Annotated in this window: 19 protein-coding genes and 1 pseudogene; 13 read left to right on the top strand and 7 right to left on the bottom strand. The window is 64.4% G+C overall.

The genetic code is table 11. The features are described 5' to 3' along the window. The first annotated feature begins 2 nt into the window (after positions 1-2). On the top strand, positions 3-1208 hold the full coding sequence (metK, locus tag ABEA12_RS06875) for a methionine adenosyltransferase (protein WP_210100826.1): 1206 nt from the start codon (positions 3-5) through the stop codon (positions 1206-1208). A 193-nt stretch (positions 1209-1401) separates the two neighbouring features. Next, positions 1402-3441, top strand: coding sequence for a primosomal protein N' family DNA-binding protein (locus tag ABEA12_RS06870; protein WP_210100825.1), 2040 nt, complete (start codon positions 1402-1404; stop codon positions 3439-3441). A gap of 35 nt (positions 3442-3476) precedes the next feature. Here ABEA12_RS06870 and ABEA12_RS06865 read toward each other — a convergent pair whose 3' ends face one another. Continuing rightward, entirely contained in the window at positions 3477-4493 is a 1017-nt protein-coding gene (locus ABEA12_RS06865) for an alpha/beta fold hydrolase (RefSeq protein WP_210100824.1), read from the bottom strand. A 9-nt stretch (positions 4494-4502) separates the two neighbouring features. Continuing rightward, on the bottom strand, positions 4503-5534 hold the full coding sequence (locus ABEA12_RS06860) for a sugar-binding transcriptional regulator (protein ID WP_210100823.1): 1032 nt from the start codon (positions 5532-5534) through the stop codon (positions 4503-4505). 232 nt (positions 5535-5766) lie between these two features. Between ABEA12_RS06860 and ABEA12_RS06855 the strand changes: the two genes are divergently transcribed. The 8 genes from ABEA12_RS06855 (at position 5767) to holA (ending at position 18897) form a co-directional block, all read left to right on the top strand. Then, a complete protein-coding gene (locus ABEA12_RS06855) occupies positions 5767-7473 on the top strand; it encodes a glycerol-3-phosphate dehydrogenase/oxidase (RefSeq protein ID WP_210100822.1) in 1707 nt (568 codons plus the stop codon). 236 nt (positions 7474-7709) lie between these two features. Beyond that, the gene (locus ABEA12_RS06850; protein ID WP_345467161.1) at positions 7710-7853 is read left to right on the top strand and encodes a hypothetical protein; all 144 of its coding nucleotides are present in this window, start codon (positions 7710-7712) and stop codon (positions 7851-7853) included. A gap of 386 nt (positions 7854-8239) precedes the next feature. Then, positions 8240-9757: a glycerol kinase GlpK gene (gene glpK, locus ABEA12_RS06845; protein WP_210100821.1), complete on the top strand. Its 1518-nt coding sequence runs from the start codon at positions 8240-8242 to the stop codon at positions 9755-9757. Positions 9758-10634: 877 nt separating this feature from the next. Next, on the top strand, positions 10635-13151 hold the full coding sequence (gene leuS / locus ABEA12_RS06840) for a leucine--tRNA ligase (protein WP_345467157.1): 2517 nt from the start codon (positions 10635-10637) through the stop codon (positions 13149-13151). A gap of 25 nt (positions 13152-13176) precedes the next feature. After that, positions 13177-14400, top strand: coding sequence for a DegV family protein (locus ABEA12_RS06835; protein WP_210100820.1), 1224 nt, complete (start codon positions 13177-13179; stop codon positions 14398-14400). 97 nt (positions 14401-14497) lie between these two features. Next, positions 14498-15304 carry a ComEA family DNA-binding protein gene (locus tag ABEA12_RS06830; protein WP_210100819.1) on the top strand — a complete coding sequence of 269 codons (807 nt, stop codon included), beginning with the start codon at positions 14498-14500 and terminating at the stop codon, positions 15302-15304. Beyond that, positions 15301-17805: a ComEC/Rec2 family competence protein gene (locus tag ABEA12_RS06825; protein ID WP_210100818.1), complete on the top strand. Its 2505-nt coding sequence runs from the start codon at positions 15301-15303 to the stop codon at positions 17803-17805. Before ABEA12_RS06830 ends, ABEA12_RS06825 begins: the two co-directional genes overlap by 4 nt. Before the next feature lie 93 nt (positions 17806-17898). Further along, positions 17899-18897, top strand: a complete 999-nt coding sequence (gene holA, locus ABEA12_RS06820) for a DNA polymerase III subunit delta (RefSeq protein WP_210100817.1) — start codon at positions 17899-17901, stop codon at positions 18895-18897. Between the two features lie 25 nt (positions 18898-18922). Here the strand turns inward: holA and ABEA12_RS06815 are convergent, their stop codons facing one another. The 4 genes and pseudogenes from ABEA12_RS06815 to ABEA12_RS06800 all read right to left on the bottom strand — a co-directional run. Continuing rightward, a complete protein-coding gene (locus ABEA12_RS06815) occupies positions 18923-19705 on the bottom strand; it encodes a phosphatase PAP2 family protein (protein WP_210100816.1) in 783 nt (260 codons plus the stop codon). 217 nt (positions 19706-19922) lie between these two features. Further along, the gene (gene rpsT / locus ABEA12_RS06810; RefSeq protein WP_210100815.1) at positions 19923-20183 is read right to left on the bottom strand and encodes a 30S ribosomal protein S20; all 261 of its coding nucleotides are present in this window, start codon (positions 20181-20183) and stop codon (positions 19923-19925) included. Between the two features lie 373 nt (positions 20184-20556). Beyond that, positions 20557-20865, bottom strand: a complete 309-nt coding sequence (locus tag ABEA12_RS06805) for an aromatic-ring hydroxylase C-terminal domain-containing protein (protein WP_345467252.1) — start codon at positions 20863-20865, stop codon at positions 20557-20559. Between the two features lie 273 nt (positions 20866-21138). Further along, positions 21139-22272 (bottom strand): annotated as a pseudogene (locus ABEA12_RS06800) (FAD-dependent oxidoreductase); the annotation flags it as partial. A 373-nt stretch (positions 22273-22645) separates the two neighbouring features. On the opposite strand from ABEA12_RS06800, the gene ABEA12_RS06795 reads away from it, so the two are divergent. Both ABEA12_RS06795 and ABEA12_RS06790 read left to right on the top strand, forming a co-directional pair. Then, positions 22646-22978 carry a hypothetical protein gene (locus ABEA12_RS06795; protein WP_345467149.1) on the top strand — a complete coding sequence of 111 codons (333 nt, stop codon included), beginning with the start codon at positions 22646-22648 and terminating at the stop codon, positions 22976-22978. Positions 22979-23232: 254 nt separating this feature from the next. After that, a complete protein-coding gene (locus ABEA12_RS06790; protein ID WP_345467146.1) occupies positions 23233-23517 on the top strand; it encodes a helix-turn-helix transcriptional regulator in 285 nt (94 codons plus the stop codon). Between the two features lie 25 nt (positions 23518-23542). Here ABEA12_RS06790 and ABEA12_RS06785 read toward each other — a convergent pair whose 3' ends face one another. Continuing rightward, complete coding sequence (locus ABEA12_RS06785; RefSeq protein ID WP_210100814.1) at positions 23543-24127, bottom strand: type II toxin-antitoxin system PemK/MazF family toxin; 585 nt, start codon at positions 24125-24127, stop codon at positions 23543-23545. Positions 24128-24260: 133 nt separating this feature from the next. Between ABEA12_RS06785 and lepA the strand changes: the two genes are divergently transcribed. Further along, a complete protein-coding gene (lepA, locus tag ABEA12_RS06780) occupies positions 24261-26105 on the top strand; it encodes a translation elongation factor 4 (protein ID WP_210100813.1) in 1845 nt (614 codons plus the stop codon).

The raw sequence follows: 26105 nt of genomic DNA, 5'->3' as shown, positions 1-26105 counted from the left end.
TGGTGACTTTAGAAACCCCGCAGCTACGCCTCTTCACCTCCGAATCGGTTACGGAGGGCCACCCCGACAAGATCTGTGACCAGATCTCCGACGCCATCCTCGATGCCATGTTGGCCAAGGATCCCAACTCCCGGGTCGCCGTGGAGACCTTGACCACCACTGGCCTGGTGCATGTGGCTGGCGAGGTGACGACCAACGGCTACGTCGAGATCCCGGAGATCGTGCGCCGCACGATCCTTGACATCGGCTACGATTCCTCGGCCAACGGCTTCGACGGAGCGCGTTGCGGGGTCTCGGTGTCGATCGGGCAGCAGTCCCAGGAAATCTCCAAGGGCGTCTTTGAATCACTCGAGGTCCGCGAAGGCACCGCCATAGACCCGCGCGATGCCCAAGGCGCCGGGGACCAGGGTCTGATGTTCGGTTACGCCTCCGATGAGACGCCGACACTGATGCCGACGCCGATCCACCTGGCACACCGCCTCTCCGAGCGGCTCACCCAGGTGCGCAAGGACGGCACACTGTCGTTGCTGCGTCCCGACGGGAAAACCCAAGTCACCATCGGCTACGACGGGGACACCCCGGTCTCGGTGGAAACCGTCGTGGTTTCCTCCCAGCACGCCTGTGAATACTCCCTCGAGGACCTCAAGGACGGACTGCTGGCCGAGGTCGTTAACCCGGTGCTTGAAGGCACCGGCCTGGACACCTCCGAGACCCGCATCATCCTGAACCCCTCGGGACCGTTCATCATCGGAGGACCGGTGGGCGATGCCGGGCTGACCGGTCGAAAGATCATCGTTGACACCTACGGCGGCTTCGCCCGCCACGGGGGCGGCGCCTTCTCCGGCAAGGATCCCTCAAAGGTCGACCGTTCGGCTGCCTATGCCATGCGCTGGGTCGCAAAGAACGTGGTGGCTGCCGGACTGGCCCGCCGCGTCGAAGTCCAGATCGCCTACGCCATCGGCGTTGCACGCCCTGTTGGCCTGTACGTGGAGACCTTCGGCACCGAGAGAGTTGACCCGGTGAAGATCACTGCGGCCATCAACGAGGTTTTCGACCTGCGCCCGCTGGGCATCATCGAGGACCTTGACCTGTTGCGCCCGATCTACCAGAAGACCGCCGCACACGGCCACTTCGGCCGCGAGGATCCAGACTTCACCTGGGAGAAGCTGGATCGGGTGGATGCGCTGAAGGCGTACTTCGGCGCCTAGCCGCGCACCTGTATCTCTGCTGTCCGCCGAGGCGGCCCAAACACCATCGGGGTCTTCCGCCCATAGGGCGCCACAGCACCCGATGGGCTCGTAATGCCGCGTCCGGAGGGGCGTGCACTTGTCGGAGGCCCGTGGTTGGCTTGGTTCCAAGGACAGTGTGTTTGCTGGATCCGTTCAAGGGGAGGTGGAGTGCATGGGGGAGTCGCTTCAGCCATCGTTGCTGGCGGGTTTTGACTTGTCCGCGCCCCTGCCGGGCATCGCGAACATGGCACGGGAGTTGCCGGTGGCCCGGGTGGTGATCGATTCGGCCGTCCCGCACCTGGACCGCCCCTTCGACTACTTGGTGCCTGCCGATCTTGACGCGGCGGCACAACCAGGGGTTCGGGTGAAGGTGCGCTTCGGAGGACAGGAACTTGGCGGATTCCTCACCGAACGCCTCGGGCACTCGGACCCGGGGATCAAGCTGCAACCACTGCGCGCGGTGGTTTCCCCCGAGGTGGTGCTCAGCGCGCCCGTGCTGGCCACTGCCCGGGCCGTTGCCGAACGCTACGCCGGAGGCGTGTGGGATGTGCTGCGCGCAGCCGTTCCCGCGCGCATGGCCCGGATGGAAACCGAGAAGCCCTCCGAATCCGGGCCTGCAGCGGCCGACAATCCTCCCGGGGAACCGGGGGACCACCTCCTGGCCGAATACCACGGCGGCACCGAATACGCCCGCGCGCTGAGGGCCGGCAAATCCCCGCGTGCCGTGCTCTCCGCGGTTCCCAACCGTCCCGGGGACTGGCCAGCATTGCTGCTCGAGGCCGCCGAACTGGTGCTTGCCTCCGGGCGGGGGGTGCTGATCGTGGTTCCCGATGCCCGGGATCTTGCACGGCTTTGCCTAACCCTGGATGACCACCTGGGCTCGAAGGGGTATGCCCGGCTGAGTGCCGAGGACGGCGCCACCCCGCGCTACCGCAACTTCCTGCGCGTCGCCCGCGGACAGGCACGGCTGGTCGTGGGCACCCGCAATGCCGCCTTCGCCCCGGTCAAGGACCTTGGGCTGGCGATCATCTGGGACGACGCGGATTCCTCGCACGCTGAACCGCGTGCCCCCTACCACCACGCCCGCGAGGTGCTGCTGCTGCGCTGCGGCATCGAGGACGCCGGGTTGCTGCTCGCCGCCCCGGGACGCAGCGCCGAGGCCCAAAGGCTGATCCGCAGCGGCTGGGCCCAGGAACTGGAGGCCGAACGCAGGTTGCTGCGGGCCCACGCGCCACGGGTGATTGCGGCCTCGGATGAGTTCGAGGCCGAGCGCGATCCGCTGCTGCACGCCGCCAGGCTTCCCGCTGCCGCCTGGCGCGAGGCCAAGGCCGCACTGGCGCACGGCCCGGTGCTGGTGCAGGTGGCCCGCACCGGGTTTATGCCCGCGCTGCGCTGCGAACGTTGCCGCACCCCGGCCCGTTGCACCGCATGCAACGGGCCCTTGGCCCTGGGCGACGCCCGCGGAGCCCCTGCATGCAGCTGGTGCGGTCTGGTGGCCCACGACTGGAGCTGCGTGGAGTGCGGGTTCATGCGCTTGCGTGCAGCATCGATCGGTGCCGACCGCACGGCCGAGGAACTCGGACGAGCCTTCCCGAACATCAACGTTGTTGCCGCCACCGGGGCCAAGCCGCTGCATTCGGTCCCCGACACCCCGGCACTGGTGGTTGCTACCCCCGGCGCGGAACCGGTGGCCGCCAACGGCTACGCCGCGGTACTGCTGTTGGACGGGGATCGGATGATGGCCCGCGAAGGCCTGCGCACCGGGGAGGAAGTGCTCAACCGGTGGATGGGGGCTGCCTGCCTGGCCCGGGGCCGCGACGGAACCAAGGACCGTCCTGGCGGTGGCACCGTGGTGGTGGCCGGGGACCCCAGTGAATCGATGCGCGCGCTGGTGCGATTCGACGCGGCCGCCTACGCGCAGAGCGAACTCGACGAGCGACGCGCACTGGGATTGCCTCCGGCGGTGCGCACCGCGATGGTCAAGGGTCCGGCGGCCACCACCGATAAGTTCATCTCCGCCCTGGAGATCGACCAGGAGGTGCGTCGGCACGGACCGGTGCTGCTCGATGAGGGCGAGCACCGCTGGCTGCTGTTCTTCTCCTACGCCCAGGGTCCTGCGGTGACCGCGGCGCTGCGTGCGCTTCGGGCAAGGTTCAGTGCGGCCAAGGAACCGATCGTCTCGATCCGCATCGACCCGGACGGAATCCTCTAAGACCTCCGCTCACCGATCCTTTGGCCCGGTGGGCCCTACTGGTTCGCCCTGCCGCGGCCGGGGTAGAGGGTGCGCGGCATGCCGCGCGCAACCCACGGGGGTTCGCAGGCCAGGAACTCCTCAATGAGCGCCGCTGCCTCGATCGCCTTTTCGTAGTGGATCAGGTGTCCGACATCGGCGATGATCCGCATCCTGGCGCGCGGGAAGGTGCGCGCCAGTGAATGCTGGGAGGGAATCGAACCCAGGACGTCGTCCGCTCCGATGACCAGCAGCGTCGGTTCGTTGATGCGGGCCGCATACTTGCGCACGGTCTCGGCGACCGATGCCGCATATGCCTCACGCAGCGTGGCGCGGGACGCGAAACCGGAGAAGTAGCGCCGATGCTGGTCAAAGACGTAGGCGCGCATCCCGCGATCCTTGGAAGTGAGCATGGCCAGTGAGGTCGCATCGGTAATAAGCCGCGAACGCAGCAGCGCCTCGCCCACCGGGCCAGGCAACTTCTCCCCGGCCGCGTAGTAGAGACCGGCCGCTCGGGACATCAGCGCTTGGGATCCTTGGAGTGCCGGTTCGCAAATCGGGTTGATGAGTACCAGCTGCGCGAATGACCCGGGGTTCCGGGAGAGGTAGGCGGCAGCAACGATGGATCCGAAGGAATGGCCCAGCAAGATGGTATCGGTCCCCAGCCCCAGTTGCTCGCGCAATGCACCGATGACGTCCCCGTAGCCGGCGACGTCATGCCAAGGTCCGTGCGGTGCGGGCCCTTCAGCGCCTGCGCCGCGGGCAGGAACGGACAAAAACGGTGTGGAGACCCCAAATCCGGGCAAATCCGGGACGACCACCGTATAGCTGGGCATTGCCTCGATGATCCGGTTCAGTCCGTGATGGTCGCCGCGGAAACCGTGGATGGCCAGGATCACACCGCGGCAGGTTCCCCGCGCCCGATAGGTCCAGGTGCGGGTCAGCGATCCATGGATGCGGTGGGTGCTCTTCAACGCGGTGCGCGGATCTGGATGCCGTACCGGCGAGGTGGCAGAAGGGGTGTCATCGGACATGTTTCCAGCCTAGTGGTTCTTCAGTGCGGAATTTAGCAGCTGCAGCGCACTTCCCTCATCGAGCACCAGGTCGGTGACCAGGCCCCCCTCAAGGGCCCCGCGCAGTGCCGGAAGCTTCCCGCTGCCGCTGACCACGCAGAGCCGGCGCGGTACCTTGCGCAATGCGGCGAGGGTGGGCCCGGTGGCACGGGAATTGATTTCGATTCCTTCATCGCTGCCGGTTCCGTCAAAGAACACTGTCGCGACATCGCCCACCACACCCTGGGCGTGCAAGGCGGCTGATTCCTCGGCGTTGAGGTAGCCGCCGCGATAGACCTGGCTGGGAACCGTTCCCTGGGTGGCTCCGAGACCGAAGACCGCAAGGCCCATCCCTTCCTGGATGCGCAGCACCCGGTTCACCGAGCCTTCGCGCCACATCGCATCACGGGTGGATGCCCGGTCGAAGAACGCTGGAACGGGGAACTGCTCGATCCTCGCGGTGAATGCGGCGCCAAAGCTCTCGAGGATCTCCGAGGCGTAGGTCAGTCCCGTCGTTTGCGGGTTCGCGGCTCCGTTGAGCTGGACGATGACGGTGTCATGGGTCGGTTTGCGGGTCAGGGCAAGGGAGATCGCCTGCATCGTAGAGCCCCAGGCCACCCCAACGGTCATGTCCGAGGAGACCAGCGTGTTAAGCACATGCGCCGCATGGGAGGCGACACGTTCGAGGATCGCGGTCTCGGAGAGCGAACCATCGGTGGGCACGATGAAGACGTTGATGCCATGGGCCTGTTCGAGCTCGCGCACCAGCATGGGGGTTCTGTCCGCTGAGGCGTTGATTTCGATATTGACCAGTCCGGTGCGACGGGCATGCGCCAGAAGGCGGGAGACGGTCGAGCGCGAGATGCCAAGTTCACGTGAGATCGAGGCCATCGTGAGGTGTTGCAGGTAGTAGAGCTGGGCAGCGCGCAGTGCATCGCGTTCGCGGGGCCGGCCGTGGCCGGGGGCGCCGGGTTGAACGGATGATGCAGGGCCGCAAGGTAGAGGAACGGTATTCAGGGGCATATGGGTACCGGAAAGACCCTTTCGTGCACATATGTGCAAATGGATTGACTCTTCTGTGCCGTACTGCCCAGACTAGCTGGTACATGGACATGCTTTCGAACCGGTGCTGGTTGTTCACCGCCCGGTCGTTTCTCCTCCCTAGGCAGCCGCCCCGGAACGCGGGTAACCTCGGTTGGACCATGTGAACACCGTTTTATTCAACGAAGCACCGATTTTCAAGGATGGTCCCACCGTGGCAGCCGCAGCCTCCCGCCGTTCACAACTAGCCAAGCTGGTTGATCGCCCCGGCGCCAAGGTGCTGGTCATCGGAGGTGGCATCAACGGCGTGGCAACCTTCCGCTACCTGGCAATGCAGGGCGTCGACGTTGCTCTGGTGGAGCGCGGGGACTACTGCCAGGGTGCCTCGGGTGCCTCCTCGCACATGATCCACGGCGGCATCCGCTACCTGGAAAACGGCGAGTTCCGCCTCGTCCACGAATCCGTGCAGGAACGCAACTCGCTGCTGGAGATCGCACCGCACTACGTCAAGCCGCTGCGCACCACGATCCCGATCTTCTCCACTTTTTCCGGGATCCTCTCGGCGCCGATCCGTTTCCTGACACACCGCAGCACCAAGCCCACCGAGCGTGGCGCGGTGCTGATCAAGGCAGGGCTGGTGCTCTATGACTTCTTCGCCGGGGCAGGGACCCGCAACACCCCGTGGCACAGGTTCCACGGCGCCAAGGCCTCGCTGGCCGAGCTGCCGCTGCTTCGCACCGACGTGAAGTACACCGCCACCTACTTTGATGCCTCGGTGCACAACCCCGAGCGGCTCACCCTGGACGTGCTGCGCGACGGGCTGGAAGCAAACCCACATGCCCGGGCCAGCAACTACGTCTCCCTGGCCGGGTTCGGCGAACAAGGGGCGAGGTTGCGTGATGAGCTGACCGGGACCGAATTCGACTTCGACGCCGAGGTGATCGTCAACGCCACCGGTGCCTGGGTGGATCTGACCAATGAGTCGATCGGCGAGCCCAGCCGCTTCATGGGCGGCACCAAGGGCAGCCACATCGTGCTGGATCACCGGGGCCTGCTGGAGGCCTGCGCCGGGCGGGAGATCTTTTTCGAGCACTCCGACGGGCGCATCGTGCTGATCTACCCCATGGGGGAGCGGGTGCTGGTGGGAACCACTGACATCGATGCGGACCTTTCCGTCCCTGCACGCTGCACCGATGAAGAGGTCGAGTACTTCTTCGAATTGATCCAACACGTCTTCCCTTCCATCGAGGTCGGTCCGGGCAACATCGTCTACAAGTTCTCCGGCGTGCGCCCGCTGCCGCGCCACGACGATACGGCCCCGGGCTTCGTCTCCCGCGACTACCGCATCGAGATCACCGAGCTGCCGCGCGACACCACGATGCTCTCGCTCATCGGCGGCAAGTGGACAACCTTCCGCGCCCTGGGCGAGACCCTTGGCCGCAAGGTGCTCACCGAGCTCGGGGTGGCACCGGGGCCAACCACCAAGGACCTAGCAATCGGCGGGGGCAAGAACTACCCCAAGACCCCGGCCGACCTGGCGGCATGGTTTGCCGTTCGCTCCCCGCTGGCTCCACGCCGGCGCCTCGAGGTGCTGCTGGAACGCTACGGTACCCGTGCCGACGAGGTCCTGGACTTCATCGGCCCCAACGACCCGACGCTGAGCGCCTTCGACGAGCTCTCGCTGGCCGAACTTGCCTACCTGGGAACCCACGAGCACATCGGATCCCTGAACGACGTGTTCATCCGGCGCACCTCGCTGGCCTTCCGCGGACTGGTCACCGAGGAGTTGCTGCGTCAGGTCGCAGAGGCACTGGCCCCGGTGCTTGGATGGAGCCCGGATCAAACCGAGGCGCAGATCGATGAATGCCGCCGCGTGCTCACTGAAGACCACGGGGCGAACCTTGCCCTCTCGCATGCCTAGGGACAACGCCGCGCACAGGACCCCTTAACCACCCCTCCGGCTTGGTGAAATCACGCCACCGAGCCAGGAGTGCCCGTGACCGTGGCCGAAACCAGCTTCACCACGCAAGGAACAACGATGTCAGCCACACTCTTCGCCGCTGATTTTTCCACGCCAACACGTTGTTGCTGCTGCTCGGGGTGGGCGTAGTCGCCAACGTGCTGCTGCCCAGGACCAAAGGCCAACACGGACCGGCGATGATGATCAACATCGGATGGAGCCTTGCGGTCCTTGCAGGGTCCTGGGTATCGGTGGTTTCCAAGACCCACCCGAACCCGGCCGTCACCTGGTCCTGCGGGCCGACGGCGATGTTGCCAAGTTCGTCCCCCGGGGCCCAGTAGGCACTGGCGATGGCCGCAGTCCACTTTTCCGTACAGCTGTTTGGCGCGGTACTCGCTGCTGTGCCCTGTCTCCTGGTCTGCAGGCAGCACTTCGATGCCGAGGAAGACGCCACACCGCCAATCTAGCTGTCTTCGCCACGTCCCTGGCACTGCGCTACCGCGGCTGGAACCTGCTCACCGAGGCGATTGTCACTTCAGTCCCGGTGGTGGTCATCGACGCGTTCGCAACCACCCCGCACGGTTTGGGCCCGCTGGCCGGCGGTGTCGTTGGTGGCCTTGGCGCAGGGGTCTTGTTCTAATGGGTCAGGTGGACAGTCCCTGCTGCAACCCGCGAAAGCGCGCCCCGTTTACCGCCACCGCAACACAACGTTGAAAGGTCGAATCCCATGAGCACCGGCTACATCATCGCCATAGACCAGGGCACCACCAGCTCCCGCGCCATCGTCTTTGACCATGCGGGCACCATCGTTTCCACCGGGCAGATGGAGCACGCACAGATCTTCCCGCAGGCAGGTTGGGTCGAGCACGACGCCAGCGAAATCTGGAACAACGTCCGGGAGGTCATCGCGATCGCGCTGGCCGGGGGAAACTTCACCCGGCATGACATTGCCGCGGTGGGCATCACCAACCAGCGTGAAACCACCGTGGTGTGGGACAAAAACACCGGGAAACCGGTATGCAACGCGATCGTCTGGCAGGACACCCGCACCCAGGAGATCGTGAAGGAACTTGCGGGCGATCATGGGCTTGACCGCTACAAGCAACGCGTCGGCCTGCCGTTGGCGCCCTACTTCTCTGGCACCAAGATCAAATGGATCCTGGACAACGTGAAGGGGGCGCGCGAGCGTGCCGAGGCCGGGGAGCTATTCTTTGGCAACATGGATTCCTGGGTCACCTGGAACCTGACCGGCGGGCCGGCGGGCGGGGTGCACGTCACCGACGTCACCAATGCATCGCGCACCATGTTCATGGACCTGGAAACGCTGGACTGGGACGAGTCGATCCTCGCGGACTTTGGGGTGCCGGTCTCGATGATGCCCGCGATCAAGTCGTCCTCGGAGACCTATGGCCATGTGCATTCCTCACAGCTCTTGCGCGAGGTGCCGGTGGCCGGGATCCTGGGGGACCAGCAGGCGGCGACCTTTGGCCAAGCGGCGTTCGGCGCCGGGGATGCAAAGAACACCTACGGCACCGGCTGCTTCCTGATCTTCAACACCGGAAACGAGATCGTCCGCTCCAGCAACGGGCTCCTGAGCACCGTCGGCTACAAGCTGGGGGACGCTAGGCCGGTCTACGCACTGGAGGGCTCGATAGCTGTGGCCGGATCGCTCATCCAATGGCTGCGCGACAACATCGGCATGATCTCCAGTGCCGCGGAGGTCGAAACCTTGGCCGCGGGTGTCAAGGACAACGGCGGGGTCTACATCGTCCCGGCGTTCTCCGGGCTGTTCGCCCCGTACTGGCGCTCCGACGCCCGCGGGGCCATCGTGGGGCTGACCCGTTTCGCGAACAAGTCCCACATCGCCCGTGCGGCGTTGGAAGCCACGGCTTTCCAGACCCGTGAGGTGCTCGATGCGGTGAACGCGGACGCGGATGTTCCGCTGACCGAGCTGAAGGTAGACGGCGGGATGGTCGCCAACGACGCCCTCATGCAGTTCCAGGCGGACCTGCTCGGGGTGCCGGTAATCCGTCCTGAGGTCACCGAAACCACCGCATTGGGCGCCGCTTACGCCGCCGGTCTCGCCGTCGGCTTCTGGAAGGACCTGGGCGAGCTCGAATCAAATTGGAGCGAGGACAAGCGATGGGAGCCGGCCATGGAGCAGGCGGAGCGCGATCGCCAGATGCGTTTGTGGAAGAAGGCCGTCACGCGCACCTTTGACTGGGTCGACGAGGACGTCCTGTAGGGCAACGCCGGCCCCAATGCCGGCAGCTGGATCCGGCTGCGATAACGATGTCCAGCTGTGCGTTGTCGCTTCCCCCAAGGCCACCGCCCTTGCCTAGGCCGGATGAAAGCCGGAGCCCGTGCGTGGAGCAGGCCGGATCGATGCTTCCTTCCCGCGCCGGGATGGAAGTCCGGCGGAAGAGGGGAACAGAAACCTGGCGATGGCTCTACGGATCCTTGTCGGTGCGAGGCTGGGAATGGCGGTGTTCATGCCGCCGGGCTATCTCTGCATGCATGCGGAGGTTCCCAGGCCGGGCCCGTAGCCGGAGTGGACCGGGGTTGCCCAAGCAGTGGTGTCACCACGAAGCTTTTGCGTGCTCGGCGCCGTGATGCACCTGCGCTCCAGGTCCAATCCAACCCGGGGCGGACCGGAACCGTTGCCGCCATGGCGGTGTTGGCCGTATCCGTTGTCCTTTTCCGCACGCAGGGCAGGCTAGGGGCAATCCGGCCCGATCCCACGCATGCGACCCCGCCGTTGCTTATGGTACAGATGTTGTGGCAGGCTACCTCCTCCACTGCCAGCTATGTGTTGATCGGTGTCCTGGGTGCCGTTTCGCTGTTGCACAAGCGCGCCGTGCCCGGACCAGCGAAGGAATCGGTGGTTTCGACGGAGCACGGCCGCCGATCCGATGGCGGGCGGGTTCGTGCGGTAGAATTCAAAACATGAACGTTGCGCTCTTGCTAACCTAGCCGTACGGGGTTTTCCCCGAACGGCCGCCCCTTGCCTGCAAGGGGCTTTTGTGTGTCTTAGGCATCTTGTGCCCCAGAGGCTCCACATTGCCCAGTCAGCCAGAGACGTTCCCCATAGGCGCACAACACGAAGAAGGCGAAACACGATAGTGAGCACCCAGCCCACCGGCACCGAAACCGCGGACAACGATTCCACCGCAGCGGCCTACAGCTTCCAGGAGATGGAAGCGAAGTGGGCTCCGGTCTGGGACGAACTAGGCGTCTTCACGCCCAAGGACGATTCCAGTGCCGAGCGGCGCTACGTGCTTGACATGTTTCCCTACCCCTCCGGGGATCTGCACATGGGTCACGCCGAGGCCTTCGCCATGGGAGATGTGGTGGCGCGATACTGGCGCCAGCAGGGTTACGACGTCATGCACCCGATCGGATGGGACTCTTTCGGCCTGCCGGCGGAAAACGCGGCGATCAAGCGCAACGCCCACCCTTCCGAGTGGACCTACGCGAACATCGACACCCAGGCGGCAAGCTTCAAGCGCTACGCCATTTCCGCCGACTGGTCCCGCCGGATCCACACCTCGGACCCGGAATACTACCGCTGGACGCAGTGGCTGTTCACCCGCTTCTACGACAAGGGCCTGGCCTACCGCAAGGACCATCCGGTGAACTGGTGCCCGACCGACCAGACTGTGCTGGCCAACGAACAGGTCGTCAACGGGGCCTGCGAACGCTGCGGCACTCAGGTGACCAAGAAGTCGCTGAACCAGTGGTACTTCAAGATCACCGACTATGCGGACCGCCTGCTTGATGACATGGATGCGCTGCACGGGCACTGGCCCGAGCGCGTACTGGCCATGCAGAAAAACTGGATCGGACGCTCCGAGGGCGCACACGTGGACTTCGTCATCGAAGCCACCGACACCCATGAAGCGCACAAGACAACGGTCTTCACCACCCGTCCGGACACCCTGCACGGGGCGACTTTCTTCGTGGTGGCGGCCGACTCCGCGCTGGCCGGGGAGCTGGTCACCGATGAGCACCGCCAGGCACTTGCCGACTACCAAGACAAGGTCAAGAACCTCTCGGAGATCGAACGCCAGGCCACCGAACGCGAGAAGACAGGCGTGTTCACCGGCCGTTACGCGATCAACCCGCTCAACGGGGAGAAGCTTCAGGTGTGGGCCGCGGACTACGTGCTGGCAGAATACGGCACCGGCGCGATCATGGCCGTTCCCGCCCACGACCAGCGCGACCTCGACTTCGCCCGTGCCTTCGATTTGCCCGTGCGCGTCGTAGTGGACACCGGCGCCGAGGACCCCGCGACAAGCGGGGTGGCAACCGCCGGGGAAGGCACGCTGGTGAATTCCGGCGAGCTCGACGGGCTGCCCAAGGATGCGGGCATCGCCCGCGCCATCGAAATCGTCGAGGCTGCCGGCACAGGGGAGAAGTTCGTGAACTTCCGCCTGCGCGACTGGCTGCTGTCCCGCCAGCGTTTCTGGGGCACCCCGATCCCGATCATCCATTGCGTTCACTGCGGCGAGGTCCCGGTGCCCGACGACCAGCTTCCGGTGCGCCTGCCCGATGACCTGCGCGGCGAGGACCTGGCCCCCAAGGGCACCTCCCCGCTGGCTGCGGCCAGCGACTGGGTCAACGTGCCCTGCCCGCGCTGCGGGGCGGATGCCAAGCGCGACACCGACACCATGGACACCTTCGTGGACTCCTCCTGGTACTTCCTGCGCTTCGTTTCCCCGAACTACACCCACGGGCCCTTCGATCCGCAGGCAGTGCGCGACTGGATGCCCGTGGGACAGTACGTGGGCGGAGTCGAGCACGCGATCTTGCACCTGCTGTACTCGCGCTTCTTCACCAAGGTCATCTTTGACTTGGGACTGATCGACGTGACCGAGCCGTTCTCCGCGCTGCTGAACCAGGGCCAGGTCCTCAACGGCGGCAAAGCCATGAGCAAGTCGCTGGGCAACGGTGTTGACCTGGGCGAACAGCTGGACAAATACGGCGTCGACGCCGTGCGCCTGACCATGATCTTTGCTTCCCCGCCGGAGGACGACGTGGACTGGGCCGATGTCTCCCCAGGCGGGTCGGCCAAATTCCTGGCCCGCGCTTGGCGCGTCGGACAGGAGGTCACCAGCTCACCGGGCGCCGATCCGGCCAACGGGGACAAAGCCCTGCGCAGCCTCACGCACAAGGCGGTCCACGAATCGGCGTCCTTGCTGGACACCGGCAAGTTCAACGTCGTCATCGCCAAGGCCATGGAGCTTGTCAACGCGACCCGCAAGGCCATCGATTCGGGGCCCGGTGCCGCGGATCCAGCGGTGCGCGAGGCGGCGGAGGCCGTGTCGATCATCCTCTCGCTCTTCGCTCCCTACACTGCCGAGGACATGTGGGCGGCACTGGGCCACGAGCCCTCGGTGGCCAATGCCGGATGGCCTGTGGTCGAGAAGGCGTTGCTCATCGAGGACACCGTCACCGCCGTCGTACAGATCAAGGGCAAGGTCCGTGCCCGCCTTGAGGTCCCTGCCGATATCGGTGCCCAGGAGCTCGAGGCACTGGCACTGGCCGACGAGTCCGTGATCCGCTACCTCGACGGCGCGGCGGTCTCCAAGGTGATCGTGCGGGCACCGAAACTCGTCAACCTCGTACCCGCCTCCTAGTTGCCCGCCAAGGTAGCCTAGCGATATGGATGACTCCCAGCCAGCCCGGACACCGCCGGGGCATGCAAGCCCCGGAGGCTTCATCGGCTGGCTGCGCGGGCGCCTGCCGCGTACCGGTGCGGAGCCCGCTGCAGGCGGTTCACACCATAAAAATGTTCCCGTCGGCGTGGTGACGGATTCGGCCGCCGCGCTGCCTGGGCCATGGGCCGAAAGCCACGGGAGGTACCTGCGCGTGGTGCCGATGCCGGTGATGGTCGATGACCAGATCTTCTCCGAGGGCACCGACGATGTACAAACCGAACTTGCCCTGGGCTTTGCTACCGGAAAGGCGGTGCGCACCTCGCGCCCGGCCCCCGGGCAATTGCTGCGTGCCTACCAGGAACTCGCGGAGGCGGGCGTGAAGGAGATCATCTCTATCCACCTCTCCGGCTCGCTCTCCGGGACGGTGGATGCCGCACGGCTGGCCGCCGAATCCGCCCCGGTTCCCGTCACGGTCATCGATTCGCTCACCGTGGCATTGGCTGAGGGCTTTGCGGTGATGGACGTGGTGGAGCTGGCCGGCGCCGGCGCCCCCATGGCGCAGCTCCGGGAGGTCGCTGCCAAGGCGGCGCAGAACCATGTGTACTTCGCCGTGCCCTCCCTTGAGCAGTTGCGCCGCGGTGGACGCATCGGGGCATTGGCCTCGATGCTCGGCACGCTGCTGAACGTCAAGCCGATCCTTTCGATGTGCGACGGGCACATCATCGCCCACGAAAAGGTGCGCACCCACTCGCGCACGCTGGCACGCCTGGTGGCCATTGCCCGCCAGGAGGCAGCCGAACGCGGTCCGGAGGTGCGCTTGGCGGTGCACTACTTCGGCAACCAGGAAGCAGCCGAGGAAATCGTGCAGGAACTGGCCGGAGCTTCCGCCTTCGAGGTTCTGGCCGTCCCTGTTCCTGCGGTGCTCGGGGCCCACACCGGTGTGGGGGTCCTGGCCGTGGCGATTGCCGGCGGTATCGAGCCGGTTGCCCCGGGTCCCCTTCGTCCGGAGCCCAAGCCCAAGCCGGAACCGAAACCCAGGCCGGCGCCCAGGCCCAAGGCTGGACCCAATCCCGCCTCAGGGTCCAAGGGCGTGCCAAAACCCGGCAACGTGGAGCCGCACCGTGAACCACTGCGTCGTATACCCGTCCCTCCGACCTCCACCGGTGGAGCTTCCGAAGCAGTCCCCGCGCCCTCACCTGCCGATCCCGCGGAAGGCGATACCCGCTAACCACCGTTAGGAGGGAGGTGCCCCCGCGGATCGTGTTTCTCCACAGTTCGTCGGTTTCCGGCATCGGCAACCATCTGGTTCCGCTGGAATGAATGGCATGGGCTCACACGAATGGGCCGACAGCACGCCTAAGGCCGCCCTGGGTCCGACTCCCGGGCGCCTGCGCGTGCTTGTTGGCAGGTCGGCGGCGATAGTGCTGATTCTCGGCGCCCTGACGTGGGTCACCGTGTCACTGCTGTTCAACCCGGCGCCACGTAGCCCTGAAAGCATCGAGAGATTCCCCCTGGAAGTTTCTGATTCCGCCGCCACGCAGCAAGCCACTGAGAACCCTGCAGCTAGCGAATCCGGTGCGGCACCTGTTCTAAACCCCGCCGTAAAGCCAGGAGAGGCACCTGGTAAAAGTGCTCCTGTGGATTTGCCCGGCGGAACCCCGCAAAGCCGAGGGGCCACGGCGGTGATCCATATGATCGGAGCGGTGAAGAAACCCGGGGTGTATTCCCTGCCCTTGGGCTCACGAGTGCTGGACGCGGTGAACCTGGCCGGCGGACTGGCCAAGGACGCATCAGCCGAAGCGATCAACTTGGCGGCTGAAATCCGTGACGGGGAGCAGATCCGCATTCCCCACCGCGGCGAAACCAACAAAGGCACGCCCTCCGAAGCAACCCCGGATACCGCCGTAGATGCCAGCAACGGCCCGGGGGCCCCGGGCGGAGCCCTAAACGTCAATACCGCCACCCAAGACCAGTTGGAGCAGCTGCCGGGTATCGGTCCGACCCTGGCGGGACGGATCATCGAGTTTCGGGCGGCAAACGGACCAATCACCAACCTTAGCGAGCTCGACGCAGTTAGCGGGATCGGGCCAGCATTGCTGGGGAACCTGCGCGAACGGGTGGTCTTCGAATGAGAAGCCAGCACTCCACCGGGCTGCGGGGATGGGCGGCGCTCCAGCGGGAGCGGCTGGCCGACGGACCCTTGGCGCGGGCAGCAAAGAACGATCCCGAGGCCGCCCCGGGACCGATCGATTTCCGCGGATGCTGGGCGCTGGCCGGGGCTTGGGCAGCAGCAAGTGCCGGGGTTCAGCTCGGGCACTCGCACCAGGTGTCCTGGGCCATCGGCCTGTGGCTGGTCGCGGTCACCGGAATGCTGGCTTTGCTGCGCCCGCGGCACGGACGCTATGGGCAGTCCTCCACCCCCAGCTTCGCGGCACCGGCACTCGCTTGTGCGGCAGCTGCCCTGGTCCTGACCCAACTGGTGCTCTCCGGGGCCGGAACCAACCCGGAGGCACTTGAGCGGGCCGCTGCGGATGGATCACTCGTGCGTGTCCAGCTCTCCTTCCACGCCACGCTCCGGGCCGGAACCACGAGCAATACGTTCGATCCTGAGACGGGGCAGACGAAGCGATTCACGGTGGAGGCACGGGTCCTCTCCACGGCGCACAGAGGGATCTGGCACATTTCCGGCGTGCCGGTGCGGTTGAGTTATCCCGAGTCACGTGCCCCGGAAATCCGGCTCTCGGAATCCAGCACCGTGGAGGTCCTGGCTAAGGTATCGCCATCCGAGCCGGGGGACAGGCAGCGGTTCTGGCTCAACGCCGCAGCGAATCTGGTTCCCGTGGGAAGCCAGCCGAAGACCTCGGTGTTCCAGGATATGCGCGAGGGATTCGTTGGCGCATGTGCAACGCTTCCCCAGCCGGCGCGGGCACTGCTTCCCGGAATGGTGTTTGGGGATCGCAGCGGTGCCAGTGATGAGCTGAATGAGGCGATGAAGGTCGCAGGGCTCTCCCACCTCAGCGCGGTGAGCGGCGCGAACTGCGCCATGGTGCTCGGTTTCGCTGTTGCCCTGTGCCGGATGCTGGGATTCGGGAGGCTGCCGACGTTGCTGTTGGGTCTTGGTGTGCTTGCCGGATTCGTGCTTCTGGTCGGGTACGAACCCAGTGTCCTGCGGGCTGCGATGATGGGATCCATTGCGGCGGTGGGCCTGCACTCCTCCCGCGGCAAAAACGCTTTGGCTGCGTTGATGCTTGCCGTGGTCCTGCTGTTGGCAGTTGACCCATGGTTGGCAGGGGAGCCCGCTTTTCAGCTTTCGGTAGTGGCCACAGCGGGGATCGTGTTGATCGGGCGGAGAATGGCCAAACGGCTGAATCGCTGGATGCCGATGATCCTGGCCGAGGGCATGGCGATCGCGTTTTCGGCGCAGGTGGCCTGTTTGCCGGTGCTGGTGACGCTCAACCCGGCATTTTCGTTGTACTCGGTCCCGGCGAACCTGCTCGTCGCTCCGTTGATTTCGTGGATCACCGTGGCAGGGACGCTTGGCGTGGTGGTGGTGCTGGCGCTTCCTGCACTCGCCACCGTATTGGTGTGGTTGGCCGGGATGCCCTCCATGCTTGTCGGGATCACGGGAGTGTGGATCGCTTCCCTCCCCGGTGCGTTGCGTCCGTGGCCGATAGGCGTGGTGGGAATCCTGCTAGCGTGGGCAATTACGCTTGGGACGCTGATCGCGGTGGGGCAGGTAAGACCGGTGACCGGGAGCTGGATATCAAGGATGCGGTTCGGTGTACAGGGAATCGTCACGGGGTTGCTGCTGGGGTTGGTTCTGCCAATTACGGCCATGGTCCCCGCCCCGGCACTGGACTGGCTCGTTGTCGCCTGCGACGTGGGGCAGGGAGACGGGATGCTGATCAACGCCGGGGATGCCGGGGCATTGCTGGTGGACACCGGGCGTACCCCCGAGCCCATGGCCGCCTGCCTTAAAAGGATGAAGGTCAAGACTGTTGCCGCTGTCTTCATCACGCATCGGCATGCCGACCACGACGGCGGACTGGAGGCGGTTGGAAAGGGACGCAGCGTGGGTGGGCTCTTCTATTCGGTTGCTGACGAGGCCAAGGACCCGCCGGAACTCGGGGATGTACAGGGCACCGCGCCGGTGGCCCAACAACTGGGCTCCGGGGCCACCGGGAGCGCCGGAACCGTCACTTGGCAGGTTCTTGGCCCGATCCCCGGAGGAGTGTTCACCGATGAAAACGATGCGTCCTTGGTCATCAGGTTCGAAATCAAGGTCCCGCATGCGCCACGGCCGGTTTCGTTGCTGGCTACCGGCGACATGCAGGAGGAAGCCATGGGAGAGTTGATCGACAAGGGGCTTATCGGGCAAGCGGATATCTTGAAGGTGGCGCATCACGGGGCGGCCAACGGAGGGGTGCGCACCGCTCCGGCTGTGCTTCCGCTGATCGCCTTGGTCAGCGTTGGAGCCAAGAACACCTACGGACATCCCTCCGAGGTGGCGCTTGAACCGTTGGAGGCCAACCATGCGGTGCCGTTGCGCACCGACATCCGCGGGACCATCATCATCGGGTGGGACGGAGCTGCGCTGCATGTTTCCTCGCTAGGCCCGTCCCCGGAACCCTAGCCGACACGGAGGGCACCGGCCCGTGGTGGTGGTGCATTTTCGGGTTGGCGATAGTATCAATGGGGTTCGTTCAACACTAGGGAGGGTTCGTTCATGGCAGCGCCACGAGGCACGTCAAAGCAAACCGGGATATCTTGGCGGTCTCTTACACCGGCTCCCATGATCCTGTTGCAGGGCTCGGAGGAATTGCTGGCCAGTCGTGCGTTCGAAACGGTGCGCACCGCCCTGCGCGCGGGCTCCGAATTCGAAATGATCCGCTTCGAAGCCAACTCCTATGAGCGCGGGGAATTGCTGTTGGCTTCCAGCCCCTCGCTGTTCAGCGAAACCAAGCTCATCGAGGTCCGGGGGCTGGCGACCATGAACGAGGACTTCCTCAATGACACGCTGGCCTACGCAAAGTCCCCGGCACCAGACACAACCTTGGTCATGCATCACGGCGGGGGAGTACGTGGAAAGAAACTGCTCGACGCGCTCAAGGCCAGCGGTGCGATCCAGGTCGACTGCCAGCCGCTGAAGAAGGATACCGAGAAGATCGACTTCGTCAGCCAGGAATTCCGGGCAGCCAAGCGCAAGCTGAGCGCCGAGGGGGCCCGGGCTCTCGTGGCTGCGTTGGGCAGCGACCTCGCCGAGCTCGCCTCTGCCTGCTCGCAACTCATGCAAGACACCACCGGTGCCATTGACCAGGACATGGTTGACAAGTACTACGGAGGTCGCGTGGAGGCAACCGGGTTCAAGGTTGCCGATGCCGCACTGGCAGGCCGCGCCGACATCGCCCTGAGCACGCTGCGCCACGCGCTGGCCACCGGGACCGATCCGGTCCCGATCGTTGCCACTTTGGCCATGAAGCTGCGCCAGGTCGCCAAGGTGGCCGGGGTGCGCAAGTCATCGGGGCAATTAGCCAGCGAACTGGGCATGGCGCCATGGCAAGTCCAGCAAGCCCAGGAGCAAGCCCGGCATTGGAAGGTCGATGACCTAGCAATGTGCATCCAACTGGTCGCCGAGGCAGATGCTCAGGTCAAGGGTGCATCGCGGGATCCAGAGTACGCGGTGGAGCGTGCCGTGACCCAGATTTCGTTGGCGGCCCGACGCTAGGCAGCCCGATCCGGCCGCTAGCGATCTAGTCGGAGTGTCCGGTCCCATGGATTTCACCGGGCTGCTGTGTTGGTAGCGGGCCAAAGGCTTCGAGGAAACGCATGCGGACGACAACACCGCTTAGGTAGCGGTTCCAGAGCCCGCAATAGAACAACACGGCTGCACTTGATGTCACCACGGCTGCAGCCACATCGGTAGGGTAGTGAACGCCGACATACAGGCGTGAGAGCGCCACGAGAACTACGATCGCGATGCCAAACGCGACTGCCGGTCTCTTGCTGCTGGTCTCGCGGGCCAGGAAGTAAATCGCAAAGGCCATTCCCACGGCCAGGCACACATGTCCCGAGGGAAAACTGTCGAACCCCGTTTCCGGTGCCAGAGGATCAGCCAGCAGCGCGGGATTCGGCCGCGGCCTTTCCACGATCACCTTGATCAGCTGCGCGGAGAGCCATCCCACCGCCGTAACAGACCCGAAAGCCAGCGCGTTGATCGGGGAACGGCGCACGACAAGCAGGGACAAGCAGATTACAGCGAGCAAGATCGCTCCGCCCGGTGGTCCGAAAAGTTCGTACAGGGCCATGGCCACCGCGTTAAGCACGCCGTCGTGGTTGCGGCTCAGTTCTTGGTCGATCACTAGTTCCGTGCTCGCGTAGCCGGGGATGAAGCGTGCGCTGAATCCCAAGGCCACCACCAGGGCCAGTAGCACTCCCGGCTGCATGATCCACGAGCGGATTTCGGGCAATGCCTGCAGACGTGTCGCTGAGCGCACGAACGTGGGTTCCTGACGCCGTATAGGGATGTCGCCCATGTGCGCGATGGTTCCATTTCTGACCGGGTGCTGGCGCGCTTGGACGTACGTGCGGAGCCGGGGTTGAGCCTAGCCGGGCTTCTGAGGGGTTTCCCGCACGAAGCATGCGCATAAGCTGGGGTCGTGGCTGAAGAACCGGAAAACGGGTTAAACACGAAAGGCTCCCTTTCCCCTAGATATGGAGGAAAGGAAGCCCGTCGCTTCAGTGAAGCAATCCTTAGAGGGCGTTAACCTTCTTGGAGATGGCAGACTTGTGGTTTGCTGCGTTGTTCCTGTGCAGCACACCCTTCGTTGCGGCCTTGTCGATCTTGCGGCCGGCGTTGACCAGTGCTGCTGCTGCTGCATCCTTGTCTTCGGCTACGACGGCAGTGTTCACTGCACGGATCGCGGTGCGAAGCTCGGACTTGACGGCAGCGTTGATCTGGCGTGCCTTCTCGTTGGTGAGAATGCGCTTCTTCTGGGACTTGATATTTGCCACTGTTTTAAACTCTCTTGCTCATCGCTTATATGGTCGGTGAGGGATATCTTCCGGGCCATCGACTGAGCGGCGTGGGGATACCTATGGCGACCCGGGAGTAGTGCCCGTCGACCTGCGCGGACACACAAGCGTTAATCCTAGCAGGTTCGGGTCTTCATATCGACTCGAGGCAACCTTGCCGGCCATGGGCCCGGCAAGTCGTGTTGCAACCGGGGATTTGGGTACCGCTGTGGTGGCCCGAAGCCCTAATCTAGCGTGCCAGCTCGAGCAGTTCCCCGAGTTTGGCGTTGGAACCGTTTCCGGAGCGACCCAGTAGCCAAGAGAGCACATCGAAGAGTGCGGCTTGCAGGTCTTGGGCCATGCGATGCGCACGTCAGCCTTTGTGCTTGTCCGGGCGGACCAGGATGACCCCGTCTTCGTCGACTTCACGTTGGCGGAACCAGTCTCCATAGAGGTCCTGGACTTCGAGGCCCTCCCCGATGACAACCGACACCAGCTCGATGCCCAGCCGGGCACCGACCCGCACGGCGACTTCGGTCCAGCGCTGGCCGGTGATGCCGGTAAAGAGGGTGAATTGTGTCCCCTTGGCGATGTCATGGGTCGAGAACTTGTGATCCCGATCCCCGAGCCAGGCGTGCGGCAGCCGCAATCCCGGGTACGTCGATTTGTGATGGTGCAGCATCGGGTCGTCGGCCTGTTCGGGGCGGATGCCGCCATCGCGGATAACTGCCCCGGAATCGTAGAACTGGCCGATCTCTGTGCCTTGGGCGTTGAACTCGTGGTCCTTGTTGTCCAGGGCCGCACGAAGGGCCCCACGTCGCGCAGCACCTCCGGGGGAGTTCTCCTTGCGCAACTTGAGTTTTTCGGTGAATTCCTCGTCGGCGACGGCGTTCGTTACCCCTAGGGCGTCGAAGATCGGTTTGTATTCCCGCCCGGAGTCGTTGGCGCGGGTGACGACCTGCTTGGCCACCGGTGCCCGCTCGACCGAGGAGCTCTCCAAGAGCTCCTCGCCGGCTTGGCCCCTGAGCACCGCTGCTAGCTTCCACGCCAGGTTGTATGAATCCTGGATGGAGGTGTTCGAGCCTAGCCCGTGGCTTGGCGGATGCTTGTGCACGGCATCTCCGGCACAGAACACACGTCCTTACTGCAGGTGTGTGGCGTACTGCTCGTTGTTGCCCCATAGCGAGTAGCCGAGGATCCCGACGTCCAAGTCGGGAATGCCTACCAGGTTGCGGACCACTCGCGTTGCCTCGGCCTCATCGAGGACCGGTGGTTCCGAGTTGATGTCGAAGCCCCAGCAGACCAGCCATTCGCTCCACGGACGCACCATGCGCACTAGGCCGGCGCCCATGCCGCCGATATTCGCTCCCGGGTGGAAGACCCAATAAAGCACCGAGGGGCGGGGTGCTGCCAGGTGTGAGAGGTCAGCCTTGAACGTGATGTTCATGGATCCTCCGACGTCCATGGCGCCTTCCATGGGCAGGTCGATATCGGCTGCAACCTTGGAGCGCGCCCCGTCGGCACCGATGAAGTATTGGGCCCTTATCGTGTATTTGTGTCCGGTGTGCCGGTTGTGCACCTGGACGCTGACACCGTCCTCGTCCAGGGTGTGGCCGAGGTACTCGGTGGAGAACTGTGTCTGCGTGCCGCGCATCGTGGCGTTTTTGAACATGATCGGCTCCAGCAGCGGCTGCGGGATGTCGCACGGCATTGAAGGGGAGGTGAGATCGTAGTCAGCGCGGCGGTCCGGGAGCATTCCCCAGGTGGGGCGCCGTCCGATTTCCTCACCGGCCATCGACTCACAGTAAACCGTGTCGCCTATCAGCTCGTGTGGCGTCGCTTCGGCCAGGATCTGGTCCTCTATTCCGGCGTCCCTCAGCACCTCCATCGTGCGCTGGTTGGTGATGGGGGCACGCGGGGTATTGGCCGTCCACCGGTGCTTGATGATCATGATGTTGGGGATTCCCTGGTTGGACAGGAAGAGTGCAGCGGAGCTGCCGGCGGATCCGACGATCAGAACATCGGTGCAGACCACGTTTGCCTTCTCCGGCGACTCGGTTTCGGCGATTCCGTCATTGAAAACAGCCATTTAGTGCCTCTCTTGCTTGGGATGGCGCTCTCGTCCCGGACGGGGGAGCAGGTATGGAACGAGTGCCGCAGCTCACATCCACGCTCCGGCGCGATTTCCCCGCCGATGGCCGCGCAGTGCTCGAAGCCGTCCGCTGTGCGCCAACGAATCCGGACGGGACTTCCGGCCCCATGTGATTCGGGCTACATTTCAGTGTCCATGGGCCCGAACCACCGTGGCACCGGGTCCCCGCCCGCGATACGCCAAGAAACTTTTGCTGCACCGGGATTGGTGCTGCCTGGATTCAGGGCTGCCAGGCACCATAGGTTCAGCACCCACGGGATCCCGGCGGTGAACCGCCTGGATCCCGTGGCAGAACCGCAACGCCAAGGCGTTGATCCCACTGGAGATCCGTACCATCGACGATTCCCCGCTTCATGCCAAGGAAGTGAACCTGCGCTATGGGTCGTTGAGGTTTGCGGCAGTCACCGGAAGCGCCCAGATCGTGGAACGCAACGAACTGTTCATCCGGACGAATCCCTCCGACGTGGTGGCGATATTCTTTGCGCTTAAAGGTGAGGAATTTTTTATCATCGACACGGACATGAATCCCTCAAGCCCGGCCAAGCGGTCATCTACGATGCCGATCTGCCGTTCATGTGCGGCTTCAGCAAGGGTTTTAACGAGTTGGTCCTCTACTGTCTCGCGCGAGGACTACCTGGAATAGTCCGGTGGCAATCCATTGCTTCAACCCAAGATCGTGGATTTCCAGCACGGAGCAGGAGCGAATCAGCAGATGGGGGCACTGGCAAGGCTGGTCAGCGCCACTCTGTCAGGGCACGCCGCAGACCGGGGCCAGGGGCCGTGTCCGGAAAGTGCTGCATTGGAAATGATGTGTCTATTGGCCTCTCGGGAACAGGGCGGCATCGGGCACCTGGACGCCGCGCGTAGCTACATCGAAGGAACCTGCGCGATTTAGGCTTGTGCGCCGCGGCGGTTGCCGCAGCCGTCGGCATCAGTGAGCGCCATCTCTCGCGGATCTTCGCCGAGGCGGGTGAGTCGCTGGGCAGTGATTTCAGGGAGCGGCGCTTGCAGCTGGCCACCGAGATCCTTACCGGTCCCGCCCATGGATCAATGCCGGTGGGAAGGATCTCCCGGGAGCTGGGGTTCGCTTCGCAAAGCTGTTTCCCCCGCGTGTTCAAGGCGCGCTTCGGCATCACGCCGTTGGCACTGCGCCGAGAATCCGTGCGCGCTTCCGCCACGTAGCCAACGGCCGTATCGGCAGGCCGGCTCAGGAGGCGTTGGCCAGCTGCTTTGCGACGAGGGCGAAGCGTTGACGGTCCAGGATCGCGCCCTCGCGGCGGATCCCGTTTTCGTCCAAGCGGATCACCCGATCGACCTTGACTTCGCTGGGACGCCCCTGCCTGTCCCATGAGCCGGTTCCGATGTCGACGTAGTCGCGGTCCAGCTTGCGCTCGTCGTTGTGGTCCTTGGACGTGAGCATCAGTGCCAGCAAATACCCCGAGTCGCGCCCCACCAGCAATACCGGGCGGTCCTTGCCTTGGGAATGGTCCTCTTCATAGGGAACCCACGCCCAGACGATCTCCCCCGGGTCGGGGCGGCCGTTGGCTTCGGGCGCATACTTCGTCTTGACCAATCCGCTGAAGTCGCCCGGGTAACCTCCGAACTCCCACGACCCCGATCCGTCAGCCGGTGCCGTTTGGGATGCAGCAGGGCGGCGCTTGATGCTCGAAGGAGCCTGTTGTCGTTTACGCATTGGCCGTGCCGGGCCGCGTTGGTCCTTTGTGGCCCCTTTCAGGGCCGACTCAAGCGCGCGGCCCAGGAACCTGATCACCGATGTGGAGTTGAACTTCATGGGGACAAACTACCAGTTGGAGTCCAGCCCCGAGTCGCAGTGCGACACCGTGGCTCCAATCATGGGAGAATGGCCTGTGCGAAGTATTCTGCACCCCAATGTCCTATTCGTCTCCCTTAGCGAGGTCCCTTACGTGTCACCCATGGCCCGCACCGCACCGGTGCCTGCCGCGACTGATCCGGCGATCATCAGAAACTTCTGCATCATCGCCCACATCGACCACGGCAAGTCGACCCTGGCCGACCGGATGTTGCAGCTCACCGGAGTCGTCTCATCGCGCGACATGAAGGCCCAGTACCTGGACCGCATGGACATCGAACGCGAACGCGGCATCACCATCAAGTCCCAGGCCGTCCGCATGCCCTGGGAACTCGATGGGCAGTCCTACGCACTGAACATGATCGACACCCCGGGCCACGTGGACTTCACCTACGAGGTCTCTCGTTCGCTGGCGGCCTGCGAGGGCGCCATCCTGCTTGTTGACGCAGCCCAGGGCATCGAGGCCCAGACGTTGGCCAACTTGTACCTGGCAATGGAAAATGATCTCACGATCATCCCGGTCCTGAACAAGATCGATCTTCCGGCCGCGCAGCCGGAGAAGTATGCCGCGGAGATCTCCAAGCTCATTGGTTGTGAACCGGAGGACATCCTGCAGGTCTCGGGAAAGACCGGCATGGGAGTTGAGGCATTGCTGGACAAGGTCGTTCGCGACCTGCCCGCACCGACCGGTGATGCGAATGCACCGGCCCGTGCGATGATCTTCGACTCCGTCTACGACACCTACCGTGGTGTGGTGACCTATGTCCGTGTGGTTGACGGCAAGTTCTCGCCGCGCGAAAAGGTCAAGATGATGTCAACGGAGACGACCTACGAACTCCTGGAGATCGGCGTTTCCTCCCCCGAGCCCACCCCCAGCAAGGGACTGGGCGTCGGTGAGGTCGGATACCTGATCACCGGCGTGAAGGACGTGCGCCAGTCCAAGGTCGGCGACACCGTCACCAACTTCGCCAAGCCTGCAACGAAATCCCTGGGTGGCTACCAGGACCCCAAGCCGATGGTCTTTTCCGGGCTTTACCCGCTCGACGGCTCAGACTACCCGGCGCTGCGCGATGCCTTGGACAAGCTCCAGCTCAACGACGCCGCACTGACCTATGTGCCGGAGACCTCCGTGGCCTTGGGCTTCGGGTTCCGTGTGGGCTTCCTGGGCCTGCTGCACCTGGAAATCACCCGAGAACGTCTCGAGGCGGAGTTCAACCTCGACTTGATTTCCACCGCGCCGAACGTGGTCTACGAGGTGATGACCGATGACAAGCAGATGATCACCGTCACCAACCCGAGCGAATTCCCCGACGGGAAGATCTTGGAAGTCCACGAGCCGATGGTGGCTGCCACGATCCTAGCGCCCAACGAGTTCGTCGGCGCGATCATGGAACTGTGCCAGACACGTCGCGGCACCATGCGCGGCATGGACTATCTCTCCGAGGAACGCGTGGAGCTGCGGTACTGGTTGCCGCTGGCCGAGATCGTCTTCGACTTCTTCGACGTGCTCAAGTCAAAGACCCGCGGATACGCCTCCCTTGACTGGAAGGCAGACGGCGAGCAGGTTTCGGACCTGGTCAAGGTCGATATCCTGCTCCAGGGCGAACAGGTCGATGCCTTCAGCGCCATTACCCACCGCGACAAGGCCTACGCCTACGGCACCAAGATGACGGTCAAGCTGCGTGAGCTGATCAACCGCCAGCAGTTCGAGGTGCCGATCCAAGCAGCAATCGGCTCACGGATCATCGCCCGCGAAACCATCCGCGCCATCCGCAAGGACGTCTTGGCCAAATGCTACGGCGGTGACATCAGCCGTAAGCGCAAGTTGCTGGAAAAGCAGAAGGAAGGCAAGAAGCGCATGAAGATGGTCGGCCGCGTCGAGGTGCCGCAGGAAGCCTTCATCGCCGCGCTGTCCTCCGACGAACCCAAGAAGAAGTAG

The sequence above is a fragment of the Paeniglutamicibacter antarcticus genome, assembly GCF_039544305.1.
GTDB lineage: Bacteria > Actinomycetota > Actinomycetes > Actinomycetales > Micrococcaceae > Paeniglutamicibacter > Paeniglutamicibacter antarcticus_C.
This window is presented reverse-complemented; position numbering and strand designations above follow the sequence as displayed.